Annotated in this window: 12 protein-coding genes; 7 read left to right on the top strand and 5 right to left on the bottom strand. The window is 58.5% G+C overall.

Going from position 1 to position 12,488, the window contains the following annotated elements; all coding sequences use genetic code 11:
* Positions 1–30 precede the first annotated feature (30 nt).
* A complete protein-coding gene (locus tag OHL16_RS18880) occupies positions 31–501 on the top strand; it encodes a MarR family winged helix-turn-helix transcriptional regulator (RefSeq protein WP_263368759.1) in 471 nt (156 codons plus the stop codon).
* Here OHL16_RS18880 and OHL16_RS18875 read toward each other — a convergent pair whose 3' ends face one another.
* The 4 genes from OHL16_RS18875 to OHL16_RS18860 form a co-directional block, all read right to left on the bottom strand.
* The gene (locus OHL16_RS18875) at positions 502–1,317 is read right to left on the bottom strand and encodes a hypothetical protein (protein ID WP_263368758.1); all 816 of its coding nucleotides are present in this window, start codon (positions 1,315–1,317) and stop codon (positions 502–504) included.
* A 177-nt stretch (positions 1,318–1,494) separates the two neighbouring features.
* The gene (locus OHL16_RS18870) at positions 1,495–2,292 is read right to left on the bottom strand and encodes a class I SAM-dependent methyltransferase (RefSeq protein ID WP_263368757.1); all 798 of its coding nucleotides are present in this window, start codon (positions 2,290–2,292) and stop codon (positions 1,495–1,497) included.
* A gap of 75 nt (positions 2,293–2,367) precedes the next feature.
* A complete protein-coding gene (locus OHL16_RS18865) occupies positions 2,368–2,712 on the bottom strand; it encodes a DUF488 domain-containing protein (protein ID WP_263368756.1) in 345 nt (114 codons plus the stop codon).
* Positions 2,713–2,730: 18 nt separating this feature from the next.
* On the bottom strand, positions 2,731–3,135 hold the full coding sequence (locus OHL16_RS18860) for a cupin domain-containing protein (protein WP_263368755.1): 405 nt from the start codon (positions 3,133–3,135) through the stop codon (positions 2,731–2,733).
* A gap of 163 nt (positions 3,136–3,298) precedes the next feature.
* Here OHL16_RS18860 and OHL16_RS18855 point away from each other — a divergent pair, with 163 nt between their 5' ends.
* The 6 genes from OHL16_RS18855 to OHL16_RS18830 all read left to right on the top strand — a co-directional run bounded on the left by OHL16_RS18855 (position 3,299) and on the right by OHL16_RS18830 (position 11,094).
* The gene (locus OHL16_RS18855) at positions 3,299–4,699 is read left to right on the top strand and encodes a dipeptidase (protein ID WP_263368754.1); all 1,401 of its coding nucleotides are present in this window, start codon (positions 3,299–3,301) and stop codon (positions 4,697–4,699) included.
* Positions 4,699–5,424, top strand: a complete 726-nt coding sequence (gene mobA, locus OHL16_RS18850) for a molybdenum cofactor guanylyltransferase (RefSeq protein WP_263368753.1) — start codon at positions 4,699–4,701, stop codon at positions 5,422–5,424. Before OHL16_RS18855 ends, mobA begins: the two co-directional genes overlap by 1 nt.
* A gap of 237 nt (positions 5,425–5,661) precedes the next feature.
* A complete protein-coding gene (locus OHL16_RS18845) occupies positions 5,662–6,474 on the top strand; it encodes an ABC transporter ATP-binding protein (protein WP_263368805.1) in 813 nt (270 codons plus the stop codon).
* Positions 6,475–6,797: 323 nt separating this feature from the next.
* On the top strand, positions 6,798–8,309 hold the full coding sequence (locus tag OHL16_RS18840; RefSeq protein WP_263368752.1) for a sugar transferase: 1,512 nt from the start codon (positions 6,798–6,800) through the stop codon (positions 8,307–8,309).
* Positions 8,310–8,324: 15 nt separating this feature from the next.
* Positions 8,325–9,992, top strand: a complete 1,668-nt coding sequence (locus OHL16_RS18835) for an NAD+ synthase (RefSeq protein ID WP_263368751.1) — start codon at positions 8,325–8,327, stop codon at positions 9,990–9,992.
* Positions 9,993–10,041: 49 nt separating this feature from the next.
* Positions 10,042–11,094: a DsbA family protein gene (locus OHL16_RS18830; RefSeq protein ID WP_263368750.1), complete on the top strand. Its 1,053-nt coding sequence runs from the start codon at positions 10,042–10,044 to the stop codon at positions 11,092–11,094.
* Between the two features lie 53 nt (positions 11,095–11,147).
* Here the strand turns inward: OHL16_RS18830 and OHL16_RS18825 are convergent, their stop codons facing one another.
* Entirely contained in the window at positions 11,148–12,464 is a 1,317-nt protein-coding gene (locus OHL16_RS18825; RefSeq protein ID WP_263368749.1) for an NCS2 family permease, read from the bottom strand.
* Between the last annotated feature and the right edge of the window lie 24 nt (positions 12,465–12,488).

The following is a 12,488-nucleotide window of genomic DNA, read 5'->3' as shown; positions in this document are numbered from 1 at the left end:
GATATAATATCAGGAGACTGATATTCTCAAATGGCACACAACGAGAAAAGACAGGACAGAAGGCAGCAGTCCAGGCACACGATCCTGCTGATGAAGCGGATCTTGATTCACCTCCGTGGCCAGATGGATGAGCTTCTGCGTCCGCAGGGCGTGACGACAGCGCAACTCCAGATGCTTCGCGCGATTCAAGCCTCGCCCGGTAGTTCCGGGGCGCAGCTCGCGCGAGAGTGTTATGTGACTCCGCAATCGGCGCAGGCACTTATCAAGCAACTGGAAAGTCGTGGGCTTATTGTTCGCGGCAAAGATGCCGTGAACGACCGTATCGTGACGGCGCGGGCCACTCCCGCCGGAGAGTGCCTGATGGCTTCTGCGGAGGCGTCGGCGGAGGATCTTCTGCAGAAGGTGTGGAAGGGGATCTCAGAAAGCGATATTGAGAGGTTGAATTCGTTATTGGAGCAGTGTCTGAAGAATATCGGAGGGGATACTTCGCGGGCGCAGTAGTTACCGGGCTTTGGAATGAAAGACGGTGCGATTGATGTCGGGCCAAAACTCCTTGAAGAGGAAGGTGCCTGCATCCAGGCCGACGTTGGTTCCCCATTTCCCAGCAGTGTTGCCGAAGGTCCGCTCCTTTGACGGGTAGTAAAGGTTCGAGATACCGGCAGCGGCTCCGGCACCTATGACTTCTCCCGCGTTGAACGTCCGCGTGCCGTCGTCTTTCCGGGTGATGACGACGCGGCTGAGGGAGTAGCCGGCGCGCTTGAGAAAGCCGCCACGTCCCAGAGTGTAGTAACGGGTGTCTTCGTGCGCAATCGCGGGCACGATGAACTCCACAAAGTAGTTCTCGCTTGTCTGGTCGACAAAGGTGTGCCAGAAGTAGCGGCCATAGCCAGCGGCGCCCTGGCGGAACTCGGGATACTGATTGGTTGCCATCGCCTCGGCTGCAAGCAGGCCGGAGAAGATAATGCCTGAGTAGTCGAAGGAATCCTGGCTGGCGGTGACGAACTTCTCCTTGACTGTTTGGGGCGGTAGCTGGGTGAATGTGCTTACGGCGCGGAAGTTCGGGATGATGAAGAGGATGCGCTTGGTCTGCTGGACCGCCAGTGGGTCAGAGGTTGAGCTGGCCTGGCTGTTCGTCTGAAGCTGCGATGTTTGACTGGATGACGAGGAGCCGCGGGGATCCTCGTTGAGCGTCGCGACGATATCGGGGGAGTCGGGGAGAGACGTCGGGGTGGTTTGCGCGTGGCCCGTAGTACAGAAGAGCGAACAACAAACGAACAGAGTGGCGTACAGAACAGACCTTGAGAAAGAATTTTCCATAGATAGAAAGAGTAGCCGCAGACGAAGTCGCGCTCCATGAGTAGATTTGTCACCAGGCATTCATGATTCAAAAAGAAAGAAATAGCTCCGAGAGCGCGCTCCTTTCTCCACTTATCCAGTAGGACCCATGTGATGCGCATTTGTTTGCATGCGGTTGTAAAACTTAAAAAGAGCCATTTATTTTGTGGCCTGAAAGCGGAGACGGACGTAGTCGGCTGTCCAGTTGCCGTCTCTATCGTACAGGATGGGCTTGAGCAGGCTGACGGTCCGCTCGATGGCAGCGGTTCGATCTGCGGGAGCAAGGCGGTCGAGGACACCGTTACGGAAGGTGTTGAGCCAGGTGGCCATAGGGTCGGCTCCATCGGGGCCTGCGGGGAGCGGCGTGGGACGCGGAATGAGGTCGATGGACTGAACCGTGAATCCGGCCGCCTCGAGCATGCGACGGTAGACGGCCGGCGCAGGATAGAAGGATTCGCTGTGGGCTTCGGCGTCGATGGCGAAGGGCGCGAGAACGGCCCGTAGCGCGGTGCGGATGGCGGCAATGTTGCCCTGGCCGCCCATCTCGGCGACGAAGCGGCCGCCGGGGAGTAGCGCGCGGTGAATGCAGGCGAGCGCGGCGGGATGCTTTGGAGCTGGAAGCCAGTGAAGCGCGGCGTTGGAGAAGACAGCATCGAACTCCTGCTGGAAGGGAAGCGCGTCGATGCTGCACTGCTCGACGTGGAGGTGACGCTCGCGAGCGGCGGCGAGCATGGCGGATGAGTTGTCGACACCGGTAACGAGAGCCCCTGTCGCGGCGATCTGCTCTGTCAGGGCGCCGTCTCCGCAACCGAGGTCGAGAATGCGCTCTCCGGCTTGGGGGGCGAGGAGCGCGACGACGTCGGCGGCCAGGGTGGCGACGAAGCGTCCGCTGGCGGCGTAGGCCTGGGCGTTCCATATCTGGCCGGCGGGTGCCTGTACAGGAGATTGGTTTGTCATGTGTTGATTGTCTCCTCATGGGGCCAGGCAGGCGAGGAAGATAAGGATTTTCTTTCGGATGGATAAGGGGATGGCCTAGCGGCTCAGAAGATGCTGAAGGACGACGGCCTCGTTGTGCTGCTGGTCCTTTGCGCCATAGAGCAGTGTGACTGTGCCTCCCGCTATGGCCTGTTGCAAGGTCGCTAACGGTCCGCCGTTGTGCTTAAGCTCGGCGTGGTAACGGCTCTTGAATTCAGTCCATTTGGCTGGATCGTGAGCAAACCACTTTCGAAGTTCATTGCTTGGAGCAACGTCCTTGAGCCACAGATCCACGCGGGCCTTTTCTTTCGAGAGGCCTCGTGGCCAGAGCCGGTCAACAAGAATTCGGGTTCCGTCGTCCTCGGCGGGCTCATCGTACACGCGCTTGATCTTTAGTTTCATCCCGGTCGTATGCTGCTGCTAGGTGCCGTAACCGCGGTGCTCCATTGCGCGGAGCGCCTGGGAAGTGGGCCAGGAGATGGTGAGCAGGAATGCGGAGTCCTGGGCTGCTTCTACCTCGTGCTTGATGGATGCCCCCAGGGTGACGAGACTGCCTGCCGGTAGCTCGTGACTCTTCCCCTGCGCGGTGAAACGAATCTGTCCCTTGAGCACCTGCACCGAGAGAGTGCCGTCGGCGTGGTGTTCTTTCATCTTCGAGGACTTTTCCATCGTAATGAGTAGTGTTCTGAAGTCTGACTTTTTGAAGAGAGTCTTGGCATAGTGGCCAGATTGCCACGGTTTTTTCTTTTCGGAGTCGGCGATCTCGCGCATGAGATCGAATTGGGCGAAGTCGTCGATCATAGTGCCATCGTTTGAGGTCGTCATTGTCGAAGCTCCTTAACCGCGCAACATGATATCCCTAACCCGACATCGGAGGCGACTTTAGCGCTGAGGGAGAGCCTCAGCCGTGGAGTTGCATATACTTTGATGTGGCTCGTGATCTTCGGATGGGCGAGCGGAATGAGTCGATTTTCAGGAGTGGATTGCGATGGCGGAGATAGCAGCGGCGGTTGAGTTTGCGAGGAAAAATGAAGCGCGCTTTGTGGAAGAGCTGAAGGCGCTGCTGCGAATCCCGTCTGTGTCAACCCTGCCTGAGCATGCGGGCGATGTGAGGCGAGCGGCGGAGTTTGTTGCCGCAGAGCTGAAGCGGATTGGCATGGAGAATGTTCGGCTGATTGAGACGGCCTCGGTGGAGCATCCGGGCGGGCATCCGCTGGTGTATGCGGACTGGCTCCGTGCAGGGGCTGCGGCTCCCACGGTGCTCTGCTACGGGCACTACGACGTGCAGCCGGCCGAGCCGCTCGATGAGTGGAAGTCGCCGCCGTTTGAGCCGACGGAGCGCAATGGGAACCTTTATGCGCGCGGCGCCGTCGATGACAAGGGGCAGATGTGGATGCATGTGAAGGCGCTTGAGTCGCTGTTTGCTGCGTGCAATGGGCGGCTGCCGGTGAATGTCCGGGTGATCGTCGAGGGCGAAGAAGAGGTGGGTGGCGAGGGGATTGCCCAGTTCGTTCGCAAGCATGGGGATCAGTTGAGGGCCGATGTTGCCCTAGTGAGCGATACGGAGATGTTTGCGCCGGAGATGCCGACGTTGTGCGTCGGGCTGCGCGGAATGATCTACACGGAGATTGAGGTACGGGGTGCGCGGACCGACCTGCACTCGGGGATGTATGGCGGAGCGGCGCCGAACCCGTTTGTTGCACTGGCGCAGATTATTGCGAAGCTGAAGGACCCGGAAGGGAAGATTCTGATTCCAGGGTTCTACGACAAGGTCGAGAAGCCGACAGCGGACGAGTTGAAGGCGTGGAAGGCCCTGCCGTTCGATGAGGAACACTACCGGCGGACAGAGGTGGGTTCGAAGGAGCTGACCGGCGAGCCAGGATATAGCGTGCTGGAGCGCACATGGGCGAGGCCGACGCTGGACGTGCATGGAATGCCAGGCGGATTCATCGGCGCAGGTGCGAAGACGGTGATTCCCGCGCGGGCGCTGGCGAAGGTGAGCATGCGGCTGGTTCCGGATATGACTCCGGCGGAAAGCTTTGCAAAGTATAAGGCGTACGTGGAGTCGATCGTGCCCAAGGGGGTGGAGGTCGAGGTGCGGATGATCCATTCGGGCGACCCTATCGTTGTGAGCACGGACAACCAGTTCGTGAAGGCTTCGACCGGAGCGATGCGCGAGGTTTTCGGCAAAGATACGGTCTATGTGCGTGGCGGCGGGTCGATCCCCATTGTGGGCGACTTTGTGCGCGAGCTGAAGATTCCGACAGTGATGATGGGCTTTGGGCTGCCGGACGACAATCTTCATGCACCGAATGAGAAGTTCAATCTGGCAAACTTTCATCGTGGGATCGAGTCGATCGTTCGATTCTTCGGCAATGTGGGAGCGTGATGGTCTGGCGGGTTCCGTCGGAGATTGACGGGTATGTGCTGGCCGGGGGCAAGAGCTCGCGCATGGGCTGCGACAAGGCTCTGCTGGAGTTCGCGGGCAAGCCGTTGGTGCTGCACGCGGTCGTAAAGCTGCGGCGGATATGCACGGACGTGCACATTCTTGGCAACAGGCCTGAGCTGGACATCTACGCCCCCATGGTGCCCGACCTGCGCGAAGGGGTTGGGCCTTTAGGCGGCATCGAGACGGCGTTTGCGCATTCCCGGCGTGACTGGTTGCTATTCATGCCGGTGGATATGCCATTTCTGCCTTCCTCCTTCCTTGATCAGTGGGTGAGAATGGTCGTTGCCGATGCTAGCAGAGGTGCGCGGGTAGCTATGTTTACCGTAGATGACGTGCCGCAGCCTGCCCTATGCCTGCTGCACCGGGAGGTTGGTCCTTACGTATACCGTGCCGCTGAGGAAAGAAAGTACACGTTGTTACCTGTGCTTGAGGGGGCAGCCAAAGAGTTGGCCGGGCAACAGGGAGTTCCTCTGGGCAGGGTACTGCTCAATCTGCCGTGGGGTGAGCGAGGGATGTTTTCGATCACACCAGGAGCAGGCGAGCGCGAATCGTGGTGGACTCCGACAGAGGTTCAGCAGGCGGCGAAGCATCTCTGGTTTGCGAACCTGAATACGCCGGAGGAGTTTGCGGAAGCGAAGCAACGTTTGGATGCACTGGATACTTAGCGCGTTGCGCTTGTTTGCGATGTCTTGTGAGAATAGACGGAAAATAGGTAATGACGAGGACCGAAGATGGCCGAGCCAAACCAAGCGGCTAAAGAACCCCAGGATCCGCACCAAAACAGAAAGCCTGATGTCGCGGAGAAAGTCGACGCGACGCGCCCCGCCAATGGTGCCGGCGATGCAAATACGCTGCTGACTGCGGATGTGTCGGCCGATGTCGCGCCCGCGGTTGGGGAGTTTATGGATCAGGCGGCCCAGCAGAATGAGGCCGCCGCCGAAGCCGTGCCGGACGTTAGGAACAGGCCCGGGCCCTATATTTCCTTTGAGCACGTTTATAAGTCGTTTGGCCGGGTTGTGGTGCTCGAAGATGTGAGCTTCTGTGTTCTGCCCGGGGAGACGCTGTGCATTTTGGGACGAAGCGGCGTTGGCAAGTCTGTCTCGCTGCAGATGCTCATGGGTTTTCTGAGAGCGGATAAAGGAAGAATCCGGGTAGCCGGTGAGGACATCTGCGGTTTCAGCGATCGGGAGATGCAGGCCGTTCGGCGCAAGGTGACGATGGTTTTCCAGAATGGTGCGCTGTTTGACTCGATCACGGTGGGTGAGAACGTGGCCTTTCCCCTTCGCGAACGTGGGGAACTGGCCGAAGACCAGATCCTGCAAGTGGTCAAGGGGCTCCTTGAGATGGTTGGCGTTGCCGGGATGGAGGACCTACTGCCGTCGGATTTATCGACAGGGATGAAGCGCTCAGTGGCCATTGCCCGGGCCCTGGCGGCTCAGCCGGAGGCCGTGCTTTACGATGAGCCCACGACCATGGTCGATCCCTTGATGGCGCACCTGTTAGGAGACCTGATTGAGCGGTTGAAGCGGCAACTCCACCTCACCAGCATTGTCGTAACCCACGATATGCGGTTAGCCAAGAAGCTCGCGGACAGGGTTGTGTTTCTGCACCAGGGAAGGGCACATTTCTTCGGGACGATGGAAGAGATGGAGAAGAGCGTCGACCCTGTCCTGCAGGAGTTTCTCGCACTTGACGAACTCGTGATGCCAGCCTGATTTGGCGGAAACAGTGCTGTTGATGCCACCAAAGTTGTATCGAATTCGTTGCAAATTCACAGGCATGTGCCGTAGTGGATCAATTAGCTTCCTCTTAGGTGAATTTGTGAGTTGAATGGTTGTCATGCCGTGCTCGGGCACGTATTCTGCAATTGGAACCTCGGGCCATGCCTTTCGGGAATAAAGCGATAAGAATTCGATTGATAGCCCCTGTTTTCACTGCTGTAGCTGTTTTCTTTTGATTGGGAGCGACTGCTGAGCAGGTTGCATGCATCGTACTAATCATTGAGTCCCTGGGAAAAATTGGTTGAGAGGCGTTCGCGATGGCGACACCGGACTATCTACAGCAGGTCATAATCTCTGGCAGAAGGCGGGCGGCCCAGACCCGCACCTACTCAACTCGTTTTGGCATCTTTAGACGCCCCTCGGTGACTAGCCTGGTGTGGGCGTCGCTGGACATGCTCACGGTGTTGGTAGCAGGTATTCTGGCTCTCTGGCTCCATGAGATGATGCCGGGCGCGGTCCCTGCTCTCTATGCTGTTCCGCACCTGATCCACACGTCACCTCACCTCCTGATGTTCTACTTTGCATGGTTTGCCGTGTGTGTGTGCTTCTTCACGCGTTCCTATGGGTTGTATGGTCCCATACAGAATCGCGGCGGACTCCACGAGCAGCGGATGACGATCCAGGCGTCGCTTACGGCGGGCTTACTGCTCTGCGGGACGTTGTATCTGTCAAATGGCACAGATATCTCACGTGCTGTCGTTGCGTTGATGGTTGTATTTTCGACGGTGCTGCTGTGCGTTCGCAGAGGCGTATGGCGAGCCACCTACTATCGCCGCTGCCGTGCGGGCATCGAGACACGCAATGTCCTCATTGTTGGGGCGGGACGTGTCGCGCAAGCTCTGCGCAATCATCTGGACTCACTGCACCATCTTGGATTCCGCTTCAAAGGGTTCGTTGCGTTGACGGAGCGGGAAGCCGAGTCGGGCGATGCGGACGTGATCGGCGATGTGCGCAACTGCCTTTCGTTGGCAAGGTCGCTATTTGTCGATGAGATATTCTTCTCGGTTCCGGGTGACAAGAAGCTCGTCATCGGTATGGTGGAGGAGGCGCGCACGGCGGGCATCGACGTGCGAGTCGTACCAGACCTCTACGACGGTCTGGCGTGGAATGCGCCGGTCGAATACATCGGGCAGTTCCCGACGATTCCGCTTCATCGCCGTGAATTTCCCATCGGTTCGTTTTTGGTCAAGCGTGCTCTCGACATCACGTTCTCGACCCTGGCTCTGATCATTCTGTCGCCTGTGATGCTGGCCATTGCGACTGTGATCCGTCTGGAATCGAAGGGGCCGATCTTCTATCGTGCCCAGCGCATCGGGCGCAAAGGCAGGACCTTCTGCTGCTTCAAGTTCCGGACGATGGTGCAGAACGCCGACGTTTTGAAGTCGCAACTGGAGCATATGAACGAGCGCGACGGCGTCCTGTTCAAGATTGCCAACGATCCAAGGATTACCCGTATCGGGCGCCTGCTTCGCAAGTACTCTCTGGACGAGCTGCCGCAGTTTTACAACGTGCTGCTGGGAGATATGAGCCTGGTTGGGCCGCGCCCTCCGATGGCCAACGAAGTTGAGCAGTACGATCTCTCCCACCTTCGCCGGTTAGATGTGCTGCCGGGGATTACGGGGCTGTGGCAGGTTGAGGCGCGGCAGGATCCCTCGTTCGACAGCTACATCTCGCTCGATACGGCTTATGTGGATAACTGGAGCCTGTGGCTCGACATGAAGATTCTGGCCCGGACAGTGAGTGTGGTGTTGGGCGGCACAGGCACCTAGCGATAGACTAGGTGGGTGAAGATAGCGCTAGCGCAGATCAACCCGACGGTGGGGGACTTCGCCGGAAATAGAGACAGGATTCTTGAATACGCCGCTCGTGGGGCTGAGCTGGGAGCCGACCTCGTCGTGTTTCCTGAGCTCGCAGTTTGCGGATATCCTCCCGCAGACTTTCTCGAAAAGAGCACATTTGTCGCCAAGGCTGGGCACACGGTGGCCGAACTGGCTGAATGGACCAGGGCGCCCGGAAGACCATCAATCCTCTGCGGAACGGTAATGCCTACGAATGTGCCGGTGGGCAAGCAGGTTAAGAATGTTGCGGCGCTGCTCAGCGGCGGACGGGTGCGCTTTGTGCAGCAGAAGATGCTGCTGCCCTTCTACGATGTCTTCGATGAGCAGCGCTACTTCGAGCCCGCGGCGCACCAACAGTTGATCGAGATAGGGGAAAAGCCATTGGCCATCACGATCTGCGAGGATGCGTGGAACGACAAAGACTTCTGGCCGCGGCAGCTCTATCCCGTCGATCCTGTAGAGAGCCTCATGGAAGAGTGGCAGAAGGAGAGGGTGAAGGAGCAGAGAATTATCCTGAACATCTCGGCTTCGCCTTATTGGCACGGGAAGGCCCAGGTTCGCGAGGACATGCTGGCGGCGCTGGCTGAGCGGCACGGCGCCTATGTCATGATGGTGAACCAGGTCGGAGGGAATGACAGCCTGATCTTCGACGGCAGCTCTCTGGTGATCGGACCCGACGGCAAGGTTGCGGCGCGCGGGGCTTCATTCAAAGAAGACCTGGTCTTCTTCGACACGGATGCGCCTGCAGTTTCGGCTGCGAAGCCGTGGGATGAGACAGTGGCAACCTGGTCGGCTCTCGTTCTTGGAACGCGTGACTATGTGCGCAAATGCGGATTCAAGAAGGTGCTCGTTGGATTGAGCGGGGGAATCGACTCCGCGCTGGTGGCCGCGATCGCAGTCGAGGCTCTGGGAGTAGAAAATGTTGTTGGAATCGGCATGCCCAGCGAGTACTCGTCGCTTGGGTCGATTGCCGATGCGCGCAAGCTGGCGAAGAATCTCGGCATCCGCTTCGAACTTCTTCCGATTCACGAGGTCTTCGCGCAGTATCAACATGTGTTGAAGCCACTGTTCGCTGGTACACCATTCGGACTTGCCGAGGAGAACCTGCAGGCGAGAATCCGCGGCTCGCTTCTGATGGCGCTTTCGAACAAGTTTGGCGCGTTGGTGCTGACGACGGGCAACAAGAGCGAGATGTCGGTGGGGTACTGCACCCTGTACGGCGACATGGTGGGCGCTTTGGCGGTGATCGGCGACGTATTCAAAACACGGGTCTATTCGCTTAGCCGTTATGCCAACCGCGAGCGCGAGATTATTCCGCAGGCAACGCTGGAGAAGCCGCCCTCGGCTGAGCTGAGGCCGGAGCAGAAAGATAGCGACTCTTTGCCTCCGTACGACGTTCTGGATCCGATTCTCGATGCCTATGTGGAGCGGTACTGCTCCGCCGAGCAGATTGCCGAGGAGCAAAATCTGGATGTTGCTCTGGTACGGTCGGTGCAGAAGCTGGTGGAGCAGAGCGAGTACAAGCGCCAGCAGGCGGCGCCAGTTTTGAAGGTGACGCGAAAGTCTTTCGGAATGGGACGCCGGTTTCCCATTGCGGTCAAGGTTCAGGTGTAATACTGAGATGCCGTGCGCAGCGAGCGCATCGGCGAAGGGAAGGTCTCTCTTGAAGATTGGCAACGTAGTATTGGCGGCATGGACGGCTCTCAGCGTGACGACGATGGCTGGGGCCCAGACAGGTGCAGCAAACGGTGCAGCGGCGGCGCCCAAGGCGCAGCAGCCAGCGCCTTTGCAGTTGCAGAGCCTCGATCAAACGTCAAGGCCGGATCCTTTTCCTCCGGTCAATCAGAAGTACTTCACTGCGTCCTCGCCCACCGTAGACACGGTCAATGCGTTTCTGAAGGCGCTTTGGGGTTACGATCCTAACCGCATCTGGCGCGTTGAGGCGATTCAGGCGACGCAAGCTCCCAGTATTAGCAAGGTTGTCGTCTTTGTCACGGAGCGGACGCCAAACGCCAAGGTGCAGTCGACGGCTTTCTTTGTCACGCCTGACGGAAAGCATGCGATTGAACCACTCTCGGCGAGCGTGATTCCGTTCGGCGAGAAACCGTTTGTCGACGCACGCAAGACTCTCGAGGAGCGTGCTGATGGCGCTTATCGTGGGGCTGCCGGCAAAGACCTGTTGCTGGTTGAATTTGCTGATTTGCAGTGTCCGCATTGCAAAGAGGCCCAGTCAACGATGGATCAGCTGGCGAAGGACTTTCCTAACGCCCACATCATCTTCCAGAGCTTTCCTCTTGTTGAGGTTCATCCATTTGCCTTCAAGGCTGCGGCGTATGGTTACTGCATCAGCAAGCAGAAGAACGACGCATTCTTTTCCTTTTCCTCTGCGGTCTTCGACAACCAGGCGGGTCTGACGCCAGACACCGGCGATCAAACCCTGAAGGACGCAGTCACCAAGGCGGGGCTTGATCCGGCGGCGATTGACTCGTGCGCAGCGACTCAGGAGACAAAGGATAAGGTAAACGCTTCGATCAAGCTGGCTGAGGCCGTTGGCGTAGATCAGACGCCTATGCTGGCGGTTAATGGCCGCTTGTTGCCGCTCTCGCAAGTGGCTTACGAGACGCTGAAGAACATTATCTCGTACCAGGCTGTACAGGACGGCGTCACCGGCGCGGCGCCTGCGGCGGCAAGAATAGCCCCTACTCTGGGCAAATAGCCCAGGCTTGTTGGAGTAAGCGGCGGCGCATCGAGTCTTCGGTGCGCCGCTTTCTATGTCTGCGCGAGGTAGATGAAGCGGAGCAGGAAGAGAACAGCGAGGACGTACAACATCCAGTCCTTCTTAAAGGTCTTGCGAGCGCGTCCTGTCAGCAGTTGCAGGGCGGCGTAGCTGGTAAGGCCGAAGCTCAGGCCGTTGGCGATCGACCATGTCATCGGGATCGTGGTGACGGTCAGGAAGGCGGGGATGGCGATTCCTGGATCGTTCCACTCGATCTGGCTCAACCCGGTTACCATGAGTCCGCCCACAAGAATGAGGGCCGGCGAGGTAGCGAAGCTCGGAATGGCGCCGACCAGAGGGGCAATGAAGATCGAAAGGAAGAAGAGCAGGCCGGTCACAATGGCGGTGACGCCGGTACGGCCTCCTGCAGCGACGCCGGACGCGGATTCAACGTAGCTGGTGACGGTGCTTGTGCCGGCCAGCGAGCCGACGATCGTCGCCGTCGCATCAGCAAAAAAGATGCGGTTAAGGCGTGGAATCTTGTGGTCGGCGGTCAGCAAATTTGCACGTTGTGCCACAGCGACCAGGGTGCCGATGTTGTCAAAGAGATCGACGAAGAGGAAGACAAAGACGATCTCAAGGGCTCCGATATGCAACGCGCCATGCAGATCGAGATGAAACGCAGTCTGGCTCAATGAGGCAAGACTGTATCTTGTCGGCTGCCAGTGGACCTGGTGGCAAAGGATGCCGAGCAGCATCGTTCCCAGGACTCCGATGAGCATGGAGGCGCGGACGCGAAGAGTCTGCAGCACGGCAATCAGGAGCAAGCCGAAGATGGCGAGCGCTGTGTGTGGTGCGCGCAGGTTGCCTAGCGTCACAGTCGTAGCTGGGCTGGGCACGATGATTCCTGCATTGCGGAAGCCGATAAACGCTATGAAGAGTCCAATGCCTCCGGCGACGGCTGCATGAAGCTGATGCGGAATTGCGGCGACAAGAAGCTGCCGGATGCCTGAGAAGGTAAGCAGAAGAAAGATAACGCCGGAGAGAAAGACGGCTCCCAGGGCCGACTGCCAAGGGACTCCCATGCCCTTGACGACGGTATAGGTAAAGTAGGCGTTGAGGCCCATGCCAGGAGCGAGTGCGATGGGATAGTTGGCGAGCGCGCCCATCAGGATGCTGCCGAAGGCCGCGCAGAGGCAGGTCGCAGCGGTAACGGCAGCGATGGGCATGCCGGTCTCGTGCAGAATGGCCGGATTCACGAAGATGATGTAGGCCATCGTGATGAAGGTCGTGAAGCCGGCAAGAATCTCGGTACGCCAATTGGTTCCATGGGCGGAGAAGCCGAAGTAGTGTTCCAGGGGTTTGCGCATAGATAACGGCTGCTCTGTGAAAAT

The sequence above is a fragment of the Edaphobacter bradus genome (genome assembly GCF_025685645.1).
Classification (GTDB): domain Bacteria; phylum Acidobacteriota; class Terriglobia; order Terriglobales; family Acidobacteriaceae; genus Edaphobacter; species Edaphobacter bradus.
This window is presented reverse-complemented; position numbering and strand designations above follow the sequence as displayed.

Excerpts from the sequence above, each read along its gene's own strand:
- OHL16_RS18875 (WP_263368758.1), bottom strand. The coding sequence starts at position 1,317 with ATGGAAAATTCTTTCTCAAGGTCTGTTCTGTACGCCACTCTGTTCGTT.
- OHL16_RS18845 (WP_263368805.1), top strand. The coding sequence starts at position 5,662 with ATGGATCAGGCGGCCCAGCAGAATGAGGCCGCCGCCGAAGCCGTGCCG.
- OHL16_RS18865 (WP_263368756.1), bottom strand. The coding sequence starts at position 2,712 with ATGAAACTAAAGATCAAGCGCGTGTACGATGAGCCCGCCGAGGACGAC.
- OHL16_RS18860 (WP_263368755.1), bottom strand. The coding sequence starts at position 3,135 with ATGACGACCTCAAACGATGGCACTATGATCGACGACTTCGCCCAATTC.
- OHL16_RS18855 (WP_263368754.1), top strand. The coding sequence starts at position 3,299 with ATGGCGGAGATAGCAGCGGCGGTTGAGTTTGCGAGGAAAAATGAAGCG.
- OHL16_RS18870 (WP_263368757.1), bottom strand. The coding sequence starts at position 2,292 with ATGACAAACCAATCTCCTGTACAGGCACCCGCCGGCCAGATATGGAAC.
- OHL16_RS18825 (WP_263368749.1), bottom strand. The coding sequence starts at position 12,464 with ATGCGCAAACCCCTGGAACACTACTTCGGCTTCTCCGCCCATGGAACC.
- OHL16_RS18840 (WP_263368752.1), top strand. The coding sequence starts at position 6,798 with ATGGCGACACCGGACTATCTACAGCAGGTCATAATCTCTGGCAGAAGG.
- mobA (WP_263368753.1), top strand. The coding sequence starts at position 4,699 with ATGGTCTGGCGGGTTCCGTCGGAGATTGACGGGTATGTGCTGGCCGGG.
- OHL16_RS18880 (WP_263368759.1), top strand. The coding sequence starts at position 31 with ATGGCACACAACGAGAAAAGACAGGACAGAAGGCAGCAGTCCAGGCAC.